Source organism: Aquimarina rhodophyticola (assembly GCF_042434915.1).
Lineage (GTDB): Bacteria > Bacteroidota > Bacteroidia > Flavobacteriales > Flavobacteriaceae > Aquimarina.
Genome location: NZ_CP170198.1, coordinates 3,214,931 through 3,232,564 on the forward strand (window position 1 = coordinate 3,214,931; position 17,634 = coordinate 3,232,564).

Sequence of the window (17,634 nt, forward strand, 5' to 3'; positions counted from 1 at the left end):
GATTAATGCTGTTTTTTGTTGTTAAATTGATGAGTAACCCATTGTTGCCCCCAATTATCTTTTTCCTCTTGACTCCAAAGATTAGGAAAAAATGTGATTCTTTGAAAGCTTGGAGGCAAAAAACTTTTCCAATTTGTTCCTCCAGTAGCAGAAATTTCACCTTTTCCTTTATTAAGATAGCGATAAGCTGCCCCCATATGCATCAAAAGCCAGTTAATGTTAACATTTACGTCAAAAGTACGTAAAGCTTCAATAAGTTGGGTATTGTCACGCTCTTTTTGGGGTAATTGCTGGTATTTTTGATATAGAGTGCTATTTTTAACTTGAGTAGCAATACGAACCATACGGGGTGTATAGCGATATTCGAATTGCTTGAGTGTTAAGGTTTTTTCACCAGTTGCTAGATCTGTAGCACCAGATTTCCAATACAAATTTTCGTATAGATCTTCTAAGGGTGTGTCGTTTCCAAATTTATCTCTTCGATCAGCGCTAACCAGGTTATGTAATGGCGTAGCGTATATTTCGATAAGTCTAAATTGAACGGATTGGAACCCACTGGCCGGCAGTAGGGACATTCTAAATTTAAGAAACTGTTCTTTATCCATGCCCTTGATCATTATATCAAACGAGTCTATCAAAACCCCAAAATAACGATTGATCCTAGTTAATTTTTCAATAAAAAACTGGGCAGATTGTAATTTATCATCAATAATTTGTTTGAGTTCGTGAATGATTAGCTTAAAATAAAGTTCTGTTGTTTGATGATAGGTTATAAAAATTTCTTCATCAGGAAAGTGAGTTCGGGGTACTTGTAAACTCAATAGTGTATCAAGGTGTATATAATCCCAATACGTGAGATATTTATCATGAAGCAAACCATCCAGATAAGCGCCTAGGTCTTGTCCTGAATTCTTAAATTTTTTCTCGAGTTGTTTTATCTTTTCGGTTATTTCTGGTTGGTTGTTTTCTTTCATTAGTCTACAATAATTTTAAATGGATGTTTTAACCCCTTAAATGCTTCAAGATCTGCCTCTATAGATCCTACAAGAATGTCTGCTTTAATTTTAATAGGCATACGATTTTTATCGTCACTAATCCAAACAGTCATACTTTCTTCCTCTTTGAACACGCGCTCTGCTTGTACGTAGGGTCTAAATTTTAAACATAAAATTTTACCTAGTTCTGATTTGACAACTTCTCTTCCTAGGAATTTTAGTTTAAATTTATAGATTTCATTGTCAAAAAACATATCAACGAATTTCTCATCACCAATTTTTAAGTTTCGGGTATCAAGATTGTTTCTTAAATAGTAGAAAGATGACATTAAATCTTGAATATCTTCTTTGGTGTCAAAAGTACGTTTAGTACTTCTTTTTTTATCATGCACAAAAGCTTTTCTTTTTGTGTGATCAAAATTAATTACAATGTCTTTTGTATGACCGCCTTCATTTATTTTTCGAATAAAGCGATAGGGAAGTACTTTATTACGGTCGATATAGGTTTCGTAGTAATCTTCAACTTTAAAGAAAGCACTTAATATCCCAGAGGATTTACCTATGCCAATTACATGGTGAACTGGTTTTCCGTCCAGTATTTCATTTTTTACTTCTAGCGTAGCATAACTTGCTGTAAACCATCCATAATGTATTCTAAATTTAAACCATTCTCCATCTTGAAAAGCTTGATGGGTTTGCTGTGATGCTGCAGAGATGCTTATAAAAAAAAGCAATATACCTATATTTCTCATAAAGATTTGGGATTTAAAAGGCTATGATTATCAACTCATTTGCAATATCCATTCCAAAAGTAAGGTTTAATATAAACACTTAAAAAACAATTATGTTGCAAAATCAAAAAAACAAAAAAAGAGAGCCACCACAGCTCTCTTTTTACTTTTATTAACCAACTAAAAACTTAAATTATGAGAATAATTATTGTTTTTTAATAAATGGTAACCACTCCATTTATTAATACAAAAGTGGGTTTTTTTTAACGATTTATCAACCGAAAACGTTTTTTTAATATGAATTTTAACAAAAATTTAGATATATAAATATAATAATATAAATTCTTCTGTATTTTAAGGGTTCCTATTACGAATATGTGAAATTGTTTTATCTCCTTTTATCCGTTATAAAGTACCGCGTTCCTCTTGTTCACGTTCAATAGCTTCAAATAATGCTTTGAAATTACCTTTTCCAAACGATTGAGCGCCTTTTCTTTGTATAATTTCAAAAAACATGGTGGGTCTATCAAGTACTGGCTTTGTAAAGATCTGCAATAGATATCCTTCGTCATCTCTATCGATTAGAATACCTAAGTTTTTAAGTGGTTCTAAGTCCTCATCTATTTCTCCAACACGATCTAAAACGGTATCGTAATAGCTAGAAGGTATGGTAAGAAAATCTACACCTCTAGCTTTTAAAGCGGTAACAGTTTCGATTATATTATCAGTTGCTAACGCCATATGTTGTACACCTGCTCCATTGTAGAAATCAATATATTCTTCAATTTGAGATTTTTTACGACCTTCTGCAGGTTCGTTTATTGGAAATTTGATTCGACCATTACCATTACTCATCACTTTACTCATAAGCGCTGTATATTCTGTAGAAATGTCTTTATCGTCAAAAGAAACTAGTTGAGCAAATCCCATAACCTTGGCATAAAACTCACACCATTTATTCATCTCGTTCCATCCCACATTACCTACCATATGGTCTATGTATTTAAGGCCAGTTGGTTTAGTTGCATATGTTTTTTTCCATGATACATAGCCTGGTAAAAAAATACCGTTATAATCTTTACGTTCGACAAAAACATGAACAGTTTCCCCATAGGTGTGGATTCCAGAAGTAACAACTTTTCCATTTTTATCACTTTCTGTCTTAGGTTTAAAATAAGATTTGGCTCCGCGTTTTATAGTTTCTTCATAGCTTTTGGTGGCATCATCTACCCAAAGCGCAACAACTTTAACTCCATCGCCATGTGCATTAATATGTTGATTGATTACCCCATCTGGCTGCAGTGGTGATGTTAGTACTAAGCGAATTTTATCTTGTTGTAGTACATAAGACACGCGATCTTTTAGGCCGGTTTCTAGTCCTGCATAGGCAATAGGTTCAAACCCCCAAGCGGTTTGATAATAATAGGCTGCTTGTTTAGCATTTCCTACGTATAATTCGACGTAGTCAGTTCCTAATAATGGAAGAAAATCTTCGGCTTGAGCATTAATTTTTTCTAAATTATCTGGTGATGTATGTGTTGACATGATTGTAGTTTAAAATTATTGAAATAAAGCTTGGTTGATATGGATCAAAGTATATTTTGAAACAAATATGCTACCACATGGCTCTAAGGTGAGAGGTAATATCTACTCTGAAATTAAGCATACTTTCTTATTTTTTAATTTAAAGCAATAACAATAAATAGTTCAAAATATCATTTCTTGTAACTCAATACGTTTCAATCTATCTAAGACTCAAGCCATGATTTATGATAGGTATCATCAGCAATTTCCATTGCAGCTTCTGTAACCATTAATGGTTTAAATGTATCTACCATAACAGCTAATTCATCTGTTTTGGTTTTACCAATACTTCGCTCTACAGCTCCTGGATGTGGTCCATGTGGAATACCTGCTGGGTGTAGTGAAATATGACCTGCATCAATATCGTTTCTACTCATAAAATCTCCATCAACATAGTATAAAACCTCGTCACTATCTATATTGCTATGATTATAGGGTGCTGGTATGCTATCAGGGTGGTAATCATAAAGTCGGGGAACAAATGAGCACACCACAAAAGTATCTGTTTCGAATGTTTGATGTACTGGTGGTGGTTGATGAATTCTACCTGTAATGGGTTCAAAATCATGAATAGAGAATGCATAAGGAAAATTATATCCATCGTAGCCTACGACATCAAATGGATGGGTGGCGTATACGATATCAAAAATTTCGTCTTGTTTTTTGACTTTTAAAAGAAATTCTCCTTTTTCATCATGTGTTTCTAGTGCATGAGGTGCACGTAAATCACGTTCGCAATAAGGAGAATGTTCAAGTAATTGTCCGAACCAGTTTCTATATCTTTTGGGAGTGTAAATCGGACTTCTAGACTCTACAATAAACAATCTATTATCGCTAGAATCAAAATCCATTTGATAAATAGTTCCTCTAGGTACTACAATATAATCCCCATATTTGAAATCGATAACACCTAAGTGACTTATAAAACGACCACTGCCTTTGTGTATAAAAAGCAACTCATCGGCATCTGTATTTTTATAGAAATAATCTTTTACAGATTTTCTAGGTGCAGCTAGTGCAATGTGTAGATCAGAATTGGTTAATATGATTTTTCTACTTTTCAAATAATCGTCAATAGGCTTTATTTTGAAACCATGTAAGCGATACGATTTCAAGTTGTTTTTTAAAGCTATTTTTGGAGCTACATCGTAACTTCCTTTTATTTCTTTAACTTGGGTAGGTCTATGATTATGATAGAGGTTTGTAGACATACCATCAAATCCAATGGTTCCAAACAATTGTTCATAATACAAGGTCCCATCGGGTTTTTTAAAAATGGTGTGGCGTTTTGGTGGGATTTTACCCAAACTATGATAAAAAGGCATACTTCAATATTTTAGATAAATACTAGACTTTACTCAAAAATAATAGGCAATAAAATGATAGCCTTTATTCAGGATTACGCTTAATAAGGTAATGAAGAAATATCAGTAAATTTTGCCAAAATAGAGTCATACTTTACAAATATCGTAATTTTTTTTAACGCTTTATCATTACAGTCATTTTAAAACCAAAATCCAATACTAAAAAACCATTCACTTTCTCCTAATTCTGGTGAATACGTATATTTTATTTGAACAGGCCCTGCAAAAGTTTCTAGCCCATATCCCAATGCATATCCTGTAAACTCTGGACGCTCGAACCATTTACCTGTGCTAAAAAGTTTTTTGCCAGCATTTGCATAATTCGCGGCTAGATTTACGTGATTGTTAGGGAATAATTCATAGTCTATAGACAATCCTACTTTTGCAAAACTTTGCCCAGTAAAACCAATAAAATCATAGCCATAAAAAGGAATAAAATTATTGATCGTTTTGGTACCGAAACCACCTAAGAAAAAATCAAAAGAATCCAGATCTGTATTACCAATTTTGGAACCTGCTTCTGCTTCAGTATGAATAGAAATATTATGTCTTAAAGGAAAGGCGTAACCAATTTTTGCTTTAAAAACAGAAAACTCCTTAAAATTTTCGTTAAAATCGGAAGAATAGAAGTAACCATTTAGATCAGCAGCAAATAAATAGCCTTTAGCAGGAAAGTACTTGTTGTCGAAAGAATCAAAACGCAACGAAGAGTAGGCTCCAATATAGTCACTATCATCAAATACTGTTTGAGGTACTAGGTTTTCATCCTCGCCAAAGGTTTCGGTAAATATATTTAAATTTTTATATTCAAGTCCAAAGCCAAGAGAAAAGGTCTGTTTTAAAAGAGTTTGTGCATAAACTTGTACAGTATAATCTTTGTACTCTACATCGACCTTATTAATTCCTATGTCTGGGAGGACGTCAATATCTGTAAGAAATCCATACGGAATATCTTTTTCGAATTTATTATAGCGAAATTTCAAGCCATAACTCCAATAAAATCCTTTGTCAACATAATAATCTATATTGTACCTTATGTTGTCTCCCAAGGCCATATCGGCAGATAAAATATCATTGTTAAGCAATAAGCTCTTGCGGGTAACATTTAGTAAAGCTGCGGTTTTATATAAATCATCATAATGCACAGCAAGTCGCAATAACATTTTATTTTTACTTTCTTTTACATTGAGAATAAGTCCTTTACCGGTTTCGTTGTCTATAAGTCGATGACTAACTCGATCAAAATTGCCAGTAGCTGATAAATTATTTATTCCTTCATTGAGTTTTTTATAAGTTGTGGTAAGCGGTATTTTCATCTTTAGCTTACCTTTCACATACGAACGTGTATAACGAGTATTCCCTGAGACCAGTAGACTATTTATATGAATAGTATCTGATATTTTTGACATGGATACTGCCACCTTTTTTTGCTGCGAAGTATTTTGCTGTCGATTGCGTATTTTATAAAATTCCTCAATAGCGTTTAGCGCGGCTTCTTCACCAACTTTTATAATCTTTTCGGTATCTTGAAAGGATAAAACAGTAAAATCTCCAATAGAAGGTTTAATGTATACGTCGGTTTTTTTTATTTTGTCTTGCATCTCCTTGATGGTTCTAAAGTTGCTAATCTGCAACATTATATTGGTAACCGAAGTGAGTTGCTTAATAGTCATTAGACTGTCCTGTACATCAACACCTATAACAATATCGGCCCCTTTTTTTCTAATTTCATCTACAGGATAATTATTAGCAACACCGCCATCTGTGAGGACCATCCCATCGATCTCTACAGGACTGAAAACAGAAGGCAAGGCACTACTGGCCGAAACAGCTTGTGGTAGATAGCCGTTATCCAAAATTACAGGCTTTCCATCTTCGATATTTGTGGCAATACAAAAAAAAGGAATTGGCAAGCTGTCAAAATCACGAATATTATTTACGTGTGAGGTATATCTTGAAAATAGATTATAAAAATTCTGTCCTTTTGAAAGTCCCTTAGGCAATCCAACTTTAAACTTATCAAAGGGAAGCGTAATTGCGTATTTTTCGGCATCTTCTCGTTCATAAAATGTTTTAGCACGCCGTGGGAGGTCGTCTTGGATAAGTTCGTTAAAATCAACAGATCTAAATATAGAATCTAAAGTTTTGGCACTATAACCAGCTGCATATAGAGACCCTACAATAGCTCCCATACTTGTGCCACCGATATAGTCTATGCGAATGCCAGACTCTTCGATTACTTTTAAGACTCCTATATGCGCTAATCCTTTGGCTCCACCGCCACTTAGCACAATACCAACTTTTACATTCTCTTGATTGACAATTGTGTCTTTTGTGCCTTGGGCAACACTAGTAGAATTATTAAAATAACATAGAACAAGAATGCAAACCGAGAGTGCTTTTAAAAATGGAATGATTTGATTCACAATTGGTTCTTTTTAGAAAGATAGTAATTATAAACTTTGGTTGCGCGAGAATTGCCTACTATTTGCGTAAGTTCTTTGAGAGATGCTTCTTGTATTTTCTTTACAGACCTAAAAGATTTCAAAAGTTCGATAACGGTTTTTTCTCCCACGCCAGGAATGTTATCAAGTTCGGTATCTAATGCAGCTTTACTTCTTTTTTGCCGATGAAATGTAATACCAAAACGATGGGCTTCGTTACGTAGGTGTTGAATGACTTTAAGTGTCTCAGATTTTTTATCGAGATATAAAGGAATAGTATCACCAGGGTAATAAATTTCTTCGAGTCGTTTGGCAATTCCAATGATGGTAATTTTACCGCGTAGTTCTAGGTCATCTAATGCTTTTAGGCCAGATGATAATTGCCCTTTTCCGCCATCAACAATAACTAATTGCGGCAAGGGAGCGTTTTCTTCCTTTAATCGTTTATAACGGCGATAGACTACCTCTTCCATAGAGGCAAAATCGTTGGGTCCATCAACTGTCTTAATATTAAATTTGCGATATTCCTTTTTACTAGGTTTACCATTTTTAAAAACAACACAAGCTGCAACCGGGTTAGAACCTTGGATATTTGAGTTGTCAAAACATTCGATATGCGTAGGTTCAAAAGGTAACCGAAGATCTTTTTTCATTTGAGCCATTAATCTTTTTTCATGACGATCTGGATCAATAATCTTTATTTGCTTAAAGCGTTCTTGACGATAATATTTGGCGTTTCTTATAGACAGCTCCAAAATCTTTCGTTTATCGCCTAATTGCGGTACGGTTACTTTTATGTGTTCTCCCAAGCTAAGCTTAAACGGAAGGTAAACTTCTTTTGAGTTTGAGTTAAAGCGTTGTCTTAGTTCTACTACAGCTAATTCTAAAAGCTCTTGATCGGACTCATCTAATTTCTTTTTTATCTCTGTAGTATGAGAGCGTATTATTGAACCATAAGAAAGTTGTAAAAAGTTTACATATCCAAACGATTCGTCAGAAATTATTGAAAACACATCGACATTGCTAATTTTGGGATTCACCACCGTTGATTTTGCTTGATATTTTTCGAGCACCTCAATTTTTTCTTTTATTCGCTGTGCATCCTCAAACTCCATGTTTTGCGCATATTGATTCATTAGGTTTTTAAATTGTTGTAATGAATCTTTAAAATTACCTTTTACTATTTGGCGTATCGCTTCTATATTTTTGTTATAGATTTCTTCTTCTTGTAAACCTTCACAAGGTCCTTTACAATTGCCAAGGTGATATTCTAGGCAAACCTTATATTTATTACTTTGAATTTTATTCTCGGCTAGATCATATGAGCATGTACGAAGCTGATAAAGGTTTTTAATTAATTCGAGCAGAGTGTTTACCGTTTTAAAACTAGTATAAGGGCCAAAATATTCTGATCCATCTTTAATTAAATTTCTAGTCGGAAAAACTCTGGGAAAACGTTCTTTTTTAATACAAATCCAAGGATATGTTTTGTCATCTTTAAGCATTACATTAAAACGTGGTTGATGCTGTTTGATTAAATTATTTTCTAATAATAGAGCATCTGTTTCAGTTTCAACAATAATATGTTTTATAAATCGAATTTTCTTTACTAATACTCCAATACGATGACTATCGTGTTTTTTATTAAAATAAGAAGAAACTCGTTTTTTTAAATTTTTAGCCTTACCAATATATAGTAACTTATCATCATTGTCGTAATATTGATATACCCCAGGATTAGTCGGTAAAGTTTTTATTTGTATTTCTAAAGGAAGTTGCTGCATATTCACAATGTAAATTTAAGATATAGTACAATGTTAAAAGGCACCTAAAAGGTTTAATTTATGTTAAAAAACAGAGTGAATTTATATAGATCAAAAAAAAAAGAATAAGTTCGATAAGCACGTTTATCTTTGCAACATAATAATTTAATTCACCATCTTTTTTTGGAAGTAAAAAAAACAATAATAGGAAGGACTGATAAGGCTGATTTTCCACTTCTGGAAATTAACGAGATTGATGTAAAAATAGATACAGGTGCCTACACCTCTTCAATACATTGTAAGGATATAGAGGAGATTGGTGAAACACTGCAATGTAGCTTTTTGGATGCGACACACCCAGAGTATAATGGTAAGCGTTTTACTTTTACCAATTATGATATTACAGCAGTAAAAAGTAGTAATGGAGAAATAGAAGTTCGTTATATTATACGAACAAAAATTCGCCTTTTTAACAAGACGTATCCAATTACATTAACGTTATCATCGAGAGATGATATGCGTTTTCCTGTATTACTAGGAAGACGCTTTTTAAGCGGAAAATTTTTAGTCGATCCACAAATAGAGGATCAATCACATAATAACAAATCAAAATGAACATTAAAATCTTGTCGCGAAGCGCGAGCCTTTTTTCAACAGACGCGCTTGTACAGGCAGCAGTAAAACGTAAGCATACAGTACAGGTAATTGACCCACTCAATTGCGACATAGTTATAGAGAAAAAAAAACCAGAAATTTATTATCGCGGAAAACGTTTAGATCACGTTGATGCGGTAATACCTAGAATAGGAGCATCGATAACATTTTACGGTACAGCAGTTGTACGACAATTTGAGATGATGAACGTTTTTACAACAGTACAGTCACAAGCTCTTGTTCAATCCAGGGATAAACTACGTAGTCTTCAAATACTTTCTAAAGCTGGTTTGGGTTTACCCAAAACTGTTTTTACAAATTATTCTAAAGACGTATCTGGTGCTATAGAGCATGTAGGTGGGGCTCCTTTAATTATAAAATTATTAGAAGGTACACAAGGTCTGGGTGTAGTACTAGCAGATACTCAAAATGCTGCAGAGTCTGTAATAGAAGCCTTCAATGGACTACAAGCTAGAGTTATCATTCAAGAATATATAAAAGAGGCAAAAGGGGCAGATATACGAGCTTTGGTTATAGATGGACAAGTAATCGGTGCAATGAAGCGACAAGGTAAGGATGGTGAATTTAGATCTAACCTACATAGAGGCGGCAGTGCCGAAGTGATAACACTTAGTGAAGAAGAAGAAAATGCAGCAATTAAAGCTGCAAAAGCTATGAAACTAGGTGTGGCAGGAGTCGATATGTTGCAAAGTGAACGAGGACCTTTGATTTTGGAGGTTAATTCTTCACCTGGACTAGAAGGTATTCAAAAAGCTACAGGCAAGGATATAGCAAAATCTATTATAAGGTATATTGAACGAAGTATTTAATCATAGTATGTGTCGATATGAAAACATCTGATGTTCTTAATATTTTAGGCGAAAATATACTCTTAGGAGAGAGTCGAACAATTAATTTTAATATTGCCAACCTTTATACGTCTACAAAAGTTGAAATTCCAATAATTATAGAACGTTCCAAAAATCCTGGTCCTACTGTATTAATAACGGCAGGAATTCATGGAGATGAGGTAAATGGGGTAGAGATTGTAAGACAAATTATTTCTAAAAAAATAAATAAACCTCAATGTGGAACCATTATCTGTATACCACTTTTAAATGTATTCGGATTTTTGAATATGGATCGGTTTTTTCCAGACGGACGAGATCTTAATCGCGTATTTCCTGGATCAAAGAATGGTTCTTTAGCTAGTCAATTTGCGTATCAGTTTACCAACGAAATCTTACCAGTAGCAGATTATTGTCTAGATTTTCATACAGGTGGAGGGAGTCGATTTAATGCAGCACATATTCGGGTAGACCCTTCAAATGCAGAGTTGATGAAATTAGCCGAAATCTTTGACGCACCATTTACATTGTTATCAAAAAATGTCGATGGCTCGTTTAGGGCTACTTGCTCAAAAAAAGATATCAAAATTTTACTTTTTGAGGGTGGTAAATCTCAAAACAGCAATAAAGATATAGCAAAAGAAGGGGTTACAGGTACAATGAGAATCCTTAAGCATCTCAAAATGCTCATGCCTGAGTTTTCTATTCCTAATACCAAAACCAAAAGTATTGTCATAAAGAAAAGCTATTGGGTACGCGCCAAAAATAGTGGAATGTTGCATATTAAAATTCCTTGCGGAAAACATGTCGAGAAAGGAGAATTTTTGGCTACAATTACCGACCCTTATGGAAAAATGCGTAAGGTGGTAAGAGCACCTAATGAAGGATATATAATTAATGTTAACGAAGCACCTATTATCCATAAAGGAGATGCTATTTTTCATATTACAACACAATTAGCTAACGATGCAAATGACTAAAAGTGCTCTAAGGTCTAAGTATAAAAGGTTAAGGTCACAGCTGGACGAAGAAACTATTCAGTCAAAAAGTTTAGTTTTGGCTAATCGCTTACTATCGCTACCCATCTGGGATTATACAACGTACCATTTGTTTCTATCGATTAAAGAACAAAAAGAAATAGATACAGAATTTATACTGCACATTCTTCAAGGTAAAGATAAAAATATTGTAGTGCCAAAAAGCGATTTTAATACTAGAACTTTAAAAAATTACTTGCTTACAGATAATACTCTTCTTAAAACAAATAGCTACAATATACCAGAACCAGTAGACGGAGTTCAAATTAAATCTGATCAGATAGAGGTGGTCTTTGTACCCTTATTAGCTTTTGATATAAAAGGAAATCGTATTGGTTATGGCAAAGGATTTTACGATCGTTTCTTAGCTACTTGTGACAATAAAGTCCTTAAAATAGGGCTCTCTTTTTTTGATGCCGAAAAAGAACTTATTGATATCGAAAATTCGGATATACGACTTGATTACTGTGTGACCCCTGATAAAACTTATATGTTCAAGTAAATTTCGTTTGAATCTAGCGATTCTTTATAGTATATTAGATTCTTAATTGCACTATACTTATGTCCCAAAAGTTAGAGAAGATATGCATTATTGACGATGATAAAATATACGTCAATCTCATCACTAAAATTATTAGGATGAGAAAATTATCTGAAGATATCTTGATTTTTAAAAACGGCAAAGAAGCTATTGAGTTCTTTGTTAATGCATTAGAGAGGAACAAACAAGAAATGATACCCGATGTTATTTTACTTGATTTAAATATGCCAATCATGGATGGTTGGGAGTTTTTACAAGAATTCCATAAAATTAAAGATCAAATCCAAGAGAGATATAATCTTTATGTGGTTAGTTCTTCTATCGATTCTAGGGATGTAGATCGAGCAAAAGCCATAGATTTTGTGAGAGATTACCTAACAAAGCCAATTAAGATTCAAGATTTTGAAAAACTTCTAAGCAATTAGTCTAACTTGATGTTTTCTTTTGGAAATGCTCTTTTATTAAATAATAGCAGTAAAAATACGCCAATACTTATAGCAGAGTCAGCAATATTAAATACTGGATCAAAAAACGAAAAAGGTTGTCCCCCCCAAAACGGAATCCATTCTGGTAGTATACCATCATATAAAGTAAATTGAATCATATCGACTACTTTACCATAAAATATATCTTCATAGCCTCCTGCAACAGGTAAAAACTCTGCAATCTCAATACTAGTGCTTTCACTAAAAAGAATACCGTAAAATATAGAATCAATAATATTACCAAAAGCTCCTGCAAAAATTAAAGCAATACAGAAAATAAGGATACTCGAACTTTTTTTACGAACAGCATCATATAACCAATATCCAATACCGGTAATAGCTACAAGTCTAAAAAGTGTTAATGCAAGTTTACCATAAATACCAGGAAGCTCAAAACCCCAAGCCATTCCTTTATTTTCGACAAAAACGATTCTAAACCAATCAAAAACTTTAACCTCTTCATACAAGCTAAAATTAGTTTTGATATAAATTTTAGAAACTTGATCAATAAGTAGTACTAAGATTATTACTAAAATGGATTTTTTTAAGGACATATTTATATTTTACAAGATCATCAATCTTATATGAGATCGACAAAAATAATGTTTTATTTTATTTTATAAGCACTTATATCTCCGCTGAGAGAGATAAGATGTATATTATGCGTTCCCGACATTTTTTCTGTATAAATTGTACCTGTATTTGAGTTGGTTATTAGATTTGCATTTTTTGTAGTAAGTTTAATAGAACCAGTAATGGTATAAATAGCTGCGTCTCCCTCAAAGTAATTGGCAGTAACCATACCCGAATTAACTTCGGTAAACAAGTAAGGAAGTTTTGCATTAATTGCAACATCTGCTTGTCTTGTAGATATAAAAAGACTTATGTGCTTAGGAATATAGAGTTTTATTGTAGCTACGCTAATTTTATGTGCGGCTAATTTATCATTAGGATTGTTGGTAAATGGTTGTAGTTTATCCGCAATATATAATGATGATTCGGCTAATTTTGTTTGGATTGTAAATAAGTTTTGGTATTCACCTTCAGAACGATAGTTAATTTTTATACTCTCGTCAACCGAATTAAACACCTGTATGTTAGATATATACTTGGATTTAATATAAATAGATTTAATATTGTTACTAGCAATACTTTTTTCTCCACGCATTTGACTAATACTATTCGTATAAACTAATAGGAAAATTAGTAAGAATGGAAAGACTCGTTTCATTGAAAGAGATTAGTAAAAACAAGTAATGCTTTCTGTAACAGAAAGCATTACTTGTTTAATAAAATAATTTACAAACTAGCTTTGCATGTTTTTTGCTTCAATACTTAAAGTAGCATGAGGTACAAGTTTTAAACGTTCAGGGTTAATTAATTTCCCAGTTATTCTACAGACACCGTAAGTCTTATTTTCTATACGTAGTAGTGCGTTTTTTAAATCTCTAACAAATTTTTCTTGTCTAATGGCTAATTGAGTATTAGCTTCTTTAGACATTGTTTCACTACCCTCTTCAAAGGCTTTAAAGGTTGGTGAAGTATCATCCGTACCATTATTACCATCATTTTTATATGCACTTTGAAGTAATTCTAAATCCTTATTAGCTTTTTGCATTTTTTCGAGAATTATCTCCTTGAATTTAGCAAGCTCAGCATCACTATATCTTACTTTTATATCATCTGCCATATCATTAATTTTTTTTAATTATTAATTGGGTTGCAATGTCATCAAACGTTATCTCGGTACCATTTATTATGGTGTCAGAAAATTCGATGGTTTCGGTAAGCGTTTCACTTTTGATATATGTTTCATTGGTCAAAACTGCTTCTTGAATTTGTTTATTATCCTCAAATATGATAGTTATCTTATCGGTTACTTCAAGTCCACTGTCCTTACGCAAGTTTTGTATACGATTGACCAACTCTCTTGCGACACCTTCTTTTTTAAGATCGGGTGTAATGGTAACGTCTAATGCAACCGTCAATGATCCAGAGTTTGCGACGAGCCAACCTTCAATATCCTGAGAACTTATTTCAACATCTTCAGATCCTAAAGTAACAATTTTATCGTTAATTTTTATATTGTAAGATCCAGTTTGTTCGATGATTTTGATTTTTTCTTGATCAAATTTCTGTATTTCACTGGCAATCAGTTTCATGTCCTTTCCAAATCTTGGGCCTAATGTTTTAAAATTTGGCTTAATTTGTTTTACTAAGATTCCAGAGGCATCATCAATCAACTCTATTTCTTTTACATTAACTTCACTCTTAATAAGCTCAGAAATATCATCTATCTCTTTTCTTTCTGCTTCATTAAGTATCGGTATCATAATGCGCTTTAGGGGTTGCCTCACTTTAATTTTTTCCTTTTGACGTAAAGAGAGTACAAGAGAACAAATAGTTTGAGCTTTTTGCATTTTATGTTCTAATTTACCATCAACAAAAGAAGCATCATACTCTGGAAACGTAGTTAGATGTACACTTTCATAATTCTCTTTTCTAGTGACACCATTCAAATCTTTGTACAGGCGATCCATAAAAAATGGAGCGACTGGAGCACTCAATTTTGCTACGGTTACCATACAAGTGTAGAGTGTTTGATAGGCAGATATTTTATCCTCTTGATAATCTCCTTTCCAATAGCGCCTTCTACTCAAACGCACGAACCAGTTACTCAAATTTTCTTGCACAAAATCTGAAATGGCGCGTGTAGCCTTTGTAGGTTCATAATCATTATAAAATGTATCTACAATTTTAATTAATGAATGTAATTCACTTAAAATCCAGCGATCAATTTCGGGACGTTCTTGTAAAGGGATATCATTCTCTTTATAAGTGAATGCATCTATATTAGCATATAGAGTAAAGAACGAATAGGTATTGTATAAAGTGCCAAAAAATTTACGCCGTACCTCAGCGATACCTTCACTATCAAATTTTAAGTTATCCCAAGGATTTGCATTGCTAATCATGTACCACCGCGTTGCATCTGGTCCATAATTTTTTAGAGTTTCAAATGGATCTACTGCATTACCCAGTCGTTTGGACATTTTTTGCCCATTTTTGTCTAACACAAGACCATTTGACACCACATTTTTATAAGCAACATCGTCAAATATCATAGTAGCAATAGCGTGTAGGGTATAAAACCATCCACGTGTTTGATCTACCCCTTCTGCTATAAAATCGGCTTTTTTAGCTCCCGATTCTACTTTGTTTTTATTCTCGAATGGGTAGTGCCATTGAGCATAAGGCATAGCGCCAGAATCAAACCATACATCAATTAAATCACTTTCTCGTCGCATCATTTTACCAGAAGCCGAAACCAAGGTAATTTTGTCAACCACATTTTTATGAAGATCGATAGTATCATAATTTTCTTCGCTCATATCGCCGACTTTAAACTCGGCAAATATATCTTCGGTTAGAACACCAGCTTTGATTGCTTTCTGCATTTCATTTTTTAGCTCGGCAATAGATCCTATTATTAGTTCTTCCTTACCATCCTCGGTTCTCCAAATTGGCAGTGGGATTCCCCAATAACGGGAACGAGATAAGTTCCAGTCATTAGCATTGGCTAACCAGTTACCAAACCGACCCTCACCAGTTGCTTTGGGTTTCCAATTAATTCCTAAATTTAATTCGTGCATGCGATCCTTAAAATCAGTGACTTTTATAAACCAAGAATCTAGAGGATAATATAAAATTGGCTTGTCGGTACGCCAGCAGTTAGGGTAGCTATGTACATATTTTTCAACCTTAAAGGCTTTGTTTTCAGTTTTTAGCTTAATAGCAATTTCAACATCTACAGATTTCTCAGGAGCTTCTCCATCATCATAATACTCATTTTTGACATATTTTCCACCTAGCTCTTTCATCTGTTTAATAAAACGCCCTTGAAGATCTACGGTGGGAACCAGATTGTCATTTTCATCTAACACTAACATCGCAGGAATTTCTGGTACTGCCTGTTTTGCTACTAAAGCATCATCTGCTCCAAAGGTAGGTGAGGTGTGTACAATACCTGTTCCATCTTCTGTAGTAACAAAATCACCAAGAATTACTCTAAAAGCATTTTCTGGATTGTGATACGGTTGGACATAGTCCAAAAGTTGTTCGTACTTGATGTCTATTAAATCTGAGCCTTTACAGGATGCAATAATTTGATAAGGTATTTTTTTATCTTGAGGAGTATAAGCTTCTAGTGCAGTACTATCATCTTCGATTGCATAATACTTTCCAGTAAACTGTTTTGCAATTAACTTTTTTGCCAAAATTACTTGAATGGGTTCAAAGGTATATTGATTAAACGTTTTTACAACTACATAATCAATTTTTGAACCAACAGTAAGGGCTGTGTTACTGGGCAAGGTCCATGGTGTTGTAGTCCATGCCAATAAATATAGATCACCAGATAGTTGAGATAATACTGCTGGGAGGGTTTCTTTTAATGTTTTAAACTGTGCTACTACTGTAGTGTCTGTAACATCTTGATAGGTGCCAGGTTGATTAAGCTCATGAGAACTTAGTCCTGTACCTGCTTTTGGTGAGTATGGCTGTATGGTGTATCCTTTGTATAGGAGCCCTTTTTTATAGATTTCTGATAATAACCACCATACACTTTCCATATATTTGGATTTGTATGTAACATATGGGTCCTGCATATCAACCCAATAGCCAATTTTTTCTGTCAAATCATTCCATATATCAGTATAGCGCATCACAGCTTTTTTACAAGCTTCGTTATAAGCTTCTATACTGATTTTCTTACCGATATCTTCTTTGGTGATTCCGAGCTCTTTTTCTACGCCTAGTTCGACAGGAAGACCATGGGTATCCCAGCCTGCTTTTCTTTTAACTTGAAAACCTTTTTGTGTTTTGTAACGACAAAAAATATCTTTGATAGCACGTGCCATAACGTGATGAATTCCTGGTAGGCCATTGGCAGATGGGGGACCTTCAAAAAATATGAATGGAGCCGCTTGCTCACGCTCAGAAATGCTCTTTTCAAAAATATTTTGTTGTTGCCAAAAATCCAGTATTTCTGCTGCCGTTTTTGGCAAGTCAAGTCCTTTATGTTCAGGAAACTTCGTGCTCATGAGGTCGTTCTTTCTGTTAAGTGTGCGAAAATAAGGATTTTATTGAAAAAAAAGAGTGATTTTATTAGTAAACGTATCCGCTTGTA

General features: G+C 33.7%; 15 protein-coding genes. 5 read left to right on the plus strand and 10 right to left on the minus strand.

Annotated elements, in window-relative coordinates; genetic code table 11:
* Positions 1-2: 2 nt before the first annotated feature.
* The 6 genes from ACE939_RS13895 to uvrC all read right to left on the minus strand — a co-directional run bounded on the left by ACE939_RS13895 (position 3) and on the right by uvrC (position 8,902).
* Positions 3-974 carry a tryptophan 2,3-dioxygenase family protein gene (locus ACE939_RS13895; protein WP_378186198.1) on the minus strand — a complete coding sequence of 324 codons (972 nt, stop codon included), beginning with the start codon at positions 972-974 and terminating at the stop codon, positions 3-5.
* Positions 974-1,747: a DUF3108 domain-containing protein gene (locus tag ACE939_RS13900; protein ID WP_378186199.1), complete on the minus strand. Its 774-nt coding sequence runs from the start codon at positions 1,745-1,747 to the stop codon at positions 974-976. Before ACE939_RS13900 ends, ACE939_RS13895 begins: the two co-directional genes overlap by 1 nt.
* A gap of 384 nt (positions 1,748-2,131) precedes the next feature.
* On the minus strand, positions 2,132-3,271 hold the full coding sequence (gene hppD, locus ACE939_RS13905) for a 4-hydroxyphenylpyruvate dioxygenase (RefSeq protein WP_378186200.1): 1,140 nt from the start codon (positions 3,269-3,271) through the stop codon (positions 2,132-2,134).
* Between the two features lie 203 nt (positions 3,272-3,474).
* Positions 3,475-4,635 carry a homogentisate 1,2-dioxygenase gene (locus tag ACE939_RS13910; RefSeq protein WP_378186201.1) on the minus strand — a complete coding sequence of 387 codons (1,161 nt, stop codon included), beginning with the start codon at positions 4,633-4,635 and terminating at the stop codon, positions 3,475-3,477.
* Positions 4,636-4,814: 179 nt separating this feature from the next.
* A complete protein-coding gene (locus ACE939_RS13915; RefSeq protein ID WP_378186202.1) occupies positions 4,815-7,100 on the minus strand; it encodes a patatin-like phospholipase family protein in 2,286 nt (761 codons plus the stop codon).
* On the minus strand, positions 7,097-8,902 hold the full coding sequence (uvrC, locus tag ACE939_RS13920) for an excinuclease ABC subunit UvrC (RefSeq protein WP_378186203.1): 1,806 nt from the start codon (positions 8,900-8,902) through the stop codon (positions 7,097-7,099). Before uvrC ends, ACE939_RS13915 begins: the two co-directional genes overlap by 4 nt.
* A gap of 162 nt (positions 8,903-9,064) precedes the next feature.
* Between uvrC and ACE939_RS13925 the strand changes: the two genes are divergently transcribed.
* From ACE939_RS13925 to ACE939_RS13945, 5 genes are read left to right on the plus strand one after another with little or no spacing between them, the layout of a single operon-like run.
* Entirely contained in the window at positions 9,065-9,496 is a 432-nt protein-coding gene (locus ACE939_RS13925) for an ATP-dependent zinc protease (RefSeq protein WP_378186204.1), read from the plus strand.
* Positions 9,493-10,365 carry a 30S ribosomal protein S6--L-glutamate ligase gene (gene rimK / locus ACE939_RS13930; protein ID WP_378186205.1) on the plus strand — a complete coding sequence of 291 codons (873 nt, stop codon included), beginning with the start codon at positions 9,493-9,495 and terminating at the stop codon, positions 10,363-10,365. Before ACE939_RS13925 ends, rimK begins: the two co-directional genes overlap by 4 nt.
* 17 nt (positions 10,366-10,382) lie before the next feature.
* Positions 10,383-11,363: a succinylglutamate desuccinylase/aspartoacylase family protein gene (locus ACE939_RS13935; protein WP_378186206.1), complete on the plus strand. Its 981-nt coding sequence runs from the start codon at positions 10,383-10,385 to the stop codon at positions 11,361-11,363.
* Positions 11,350-11,922 (plus strand): 5-formyltetrahydrofolate cyclo-ligase, encoded by a 573-nt coding sequence (locus ACE939_RS13940; RefSeq protein ID WP_378186207.1) that lies wholly within the window; start codon positions 11,350-11,352, stop codon positions 11,920-11,922. The genes ACE939_RS13935 and ACE939_RS13940 overlap by 14 nt, the downstream gene beginning before the upstream one ends.
* Positions 11,923-11,981: 59 nt before the next feature.
* The gene (locus ACE939_RS13945) at positions 11,982-12,386 is read left to right on the plus strand and encodes a response regulator (RefSeq protein ID WP_378186208.1); all 405 of its coding nucleotides are present in this window, start codon (positions 11,982-11,984) and stop codon (positions 12,384-12,386) included.
* Here ACE939_RS13945 and ACE939_RS13950 read toward each other — a convergent pair.
* The 4 genes from ACE939_RS13950 to ileS all read right to left on the minus strand — a co-directional run bounded on the left by ACE939_RS13950 (position 12,383) and on the right by ileS (position 17,548).
* Entirely contained in the window at positions 12,383-13,000 is a 618-nt protein-coding gene (locus tag ACE939_RS13950; RefSeq protein WP_378186209.1) for a lipoprotein signal peptidase, read from the minus strand. The genes ACE939_RS13945 and ACE939_RS13950 overlap by 4 nt on opposite strands.
* A 53-nt stretch (positions 13,001-13,053) precedes the next feature.
* Positions 13,054-13,677 carry a hypothetical protein gene (locus tag ACE939_RS13955; RefSeq protein ID WP_378186210.1) on the minus strand — a complete coding sequence of 208 codons (624 nt, stop codon included), beginning with the start codon at positions 13,675-13,677 and terminating at the stop codon, positions 13,054-13,056.
* 75 nt (positions 13,678-13,752) lie between these two features.
* Positions 13,753-14,136, minus strand: coding sequence for a TraR/DksA family transcriptional regulator (locus ACE939_RS13960; protein WP_378186211.1), 384 nt, complete (start codon positions 14,134-14,136; stop codon positions 13,753-13,755).
* A gap of 4 nt (positions 14,137-14,140) precedes the next feature.
* Entirely contained in the window at positions 14,141-17,548 is a 3,408-nt protein-coding gene (gene ileS / locus ACE939_RS13965) for an isoleucine--tRNA ligase (RefSeq protein WP_378186212.1), read from the minus strand.
* Positions 17,549-17,634 lie beyond the last annotated feature (86 nt).

Bases quoted from the DNA above. Each gene is read 5' to 3' on its own strand.
- ACE939_RS13895 (WP_378186198.1), bottom strand. From the start codon at position 974: ATGAAAGAAAACAACCAACCAGAAATAACCGAAAAGATAAAACAACTC.
- ACE939_RS13900 (WP_378186199.1), bottom strand. From the start codon at position 1,747: ATGAGAAATATAGGTATATTGCTTTTTTTTATAAGCATCTCTGCAGCA.
- hppD (WP_378186200.1), bottom strand. From the start codon at position 3,271: ATGTCAACACATACATCACCAGATAATTTAGAAAAAATTAATGCTCAA.
- ACE939_RS13910 (WP_378186201.1), bottom strand. From the start codon at position 4,635: ATGCCTTTTTATCATAGTTTGGGTAAAATCCCACCAAAACGCCACACC.
- uvrC (WP_378186203.1), bottom strand. From the start codon at position 8,902: ATGCAGCAACTTCCTTTAGAAATACAAATAAAAACTTTACCGACTAAT.
- rimK (WP_378186205.1), top strand. From the start codon at position 9,493: ATGAACATTAAAATCTTGTCGCGAAGCGCGAGCCTTTTTTCAACAGAC.
- ACE939_RS13935 (WP_378186206.1), top strand. From the start codon at position 10,383: ATGAAAACATCTGATGTTCTTAATATTTTAGGCGAAAATATACTCTTA.
- ACE939_RS13940 (WP_378186207.1), top strand. From the start codon at position 11,350: ATGCAAATGACTAAAAGTGCTCTAAGGTCTAAGTATAAAAGGTTAAGG.
- ACE939_RS13945 (WP_378186208.1), top strand. From the start codon at position 11,982: ATGTCCCAAAAGTTAGAGAAGATATGCATTATTGACGATGATAAAATA.
- ACE939_RS13950 (WP_378186209.1), bottom strand. From the start codon at position 13,000: ATGTCCTTAAAAAAATCCATTTTAGTAATAATCTTAGTACTACTTATT.
- ACE939_RS13955 (WP_378186210.1), bottom strand. From the start codon at position 13,677: ATGAAACGAGTCTTTCCATTCTTACTAATTTTCCTATTAGTTTATACG.
- ACE939_RS13960 (WP_378186211.1), bottom strand. From the start codon at position 14,136: ATGGCAGATGATATAAAAGTAAGATATAGTGATGCTGAGCTTGCTAAA.
- ileS (WP_378186212.1), bottom strand. From the start codon at position 17,548: ATGAGCACGAAGTTTCCTGAACATAAAGGACTTGACTTGCCAAAAACG.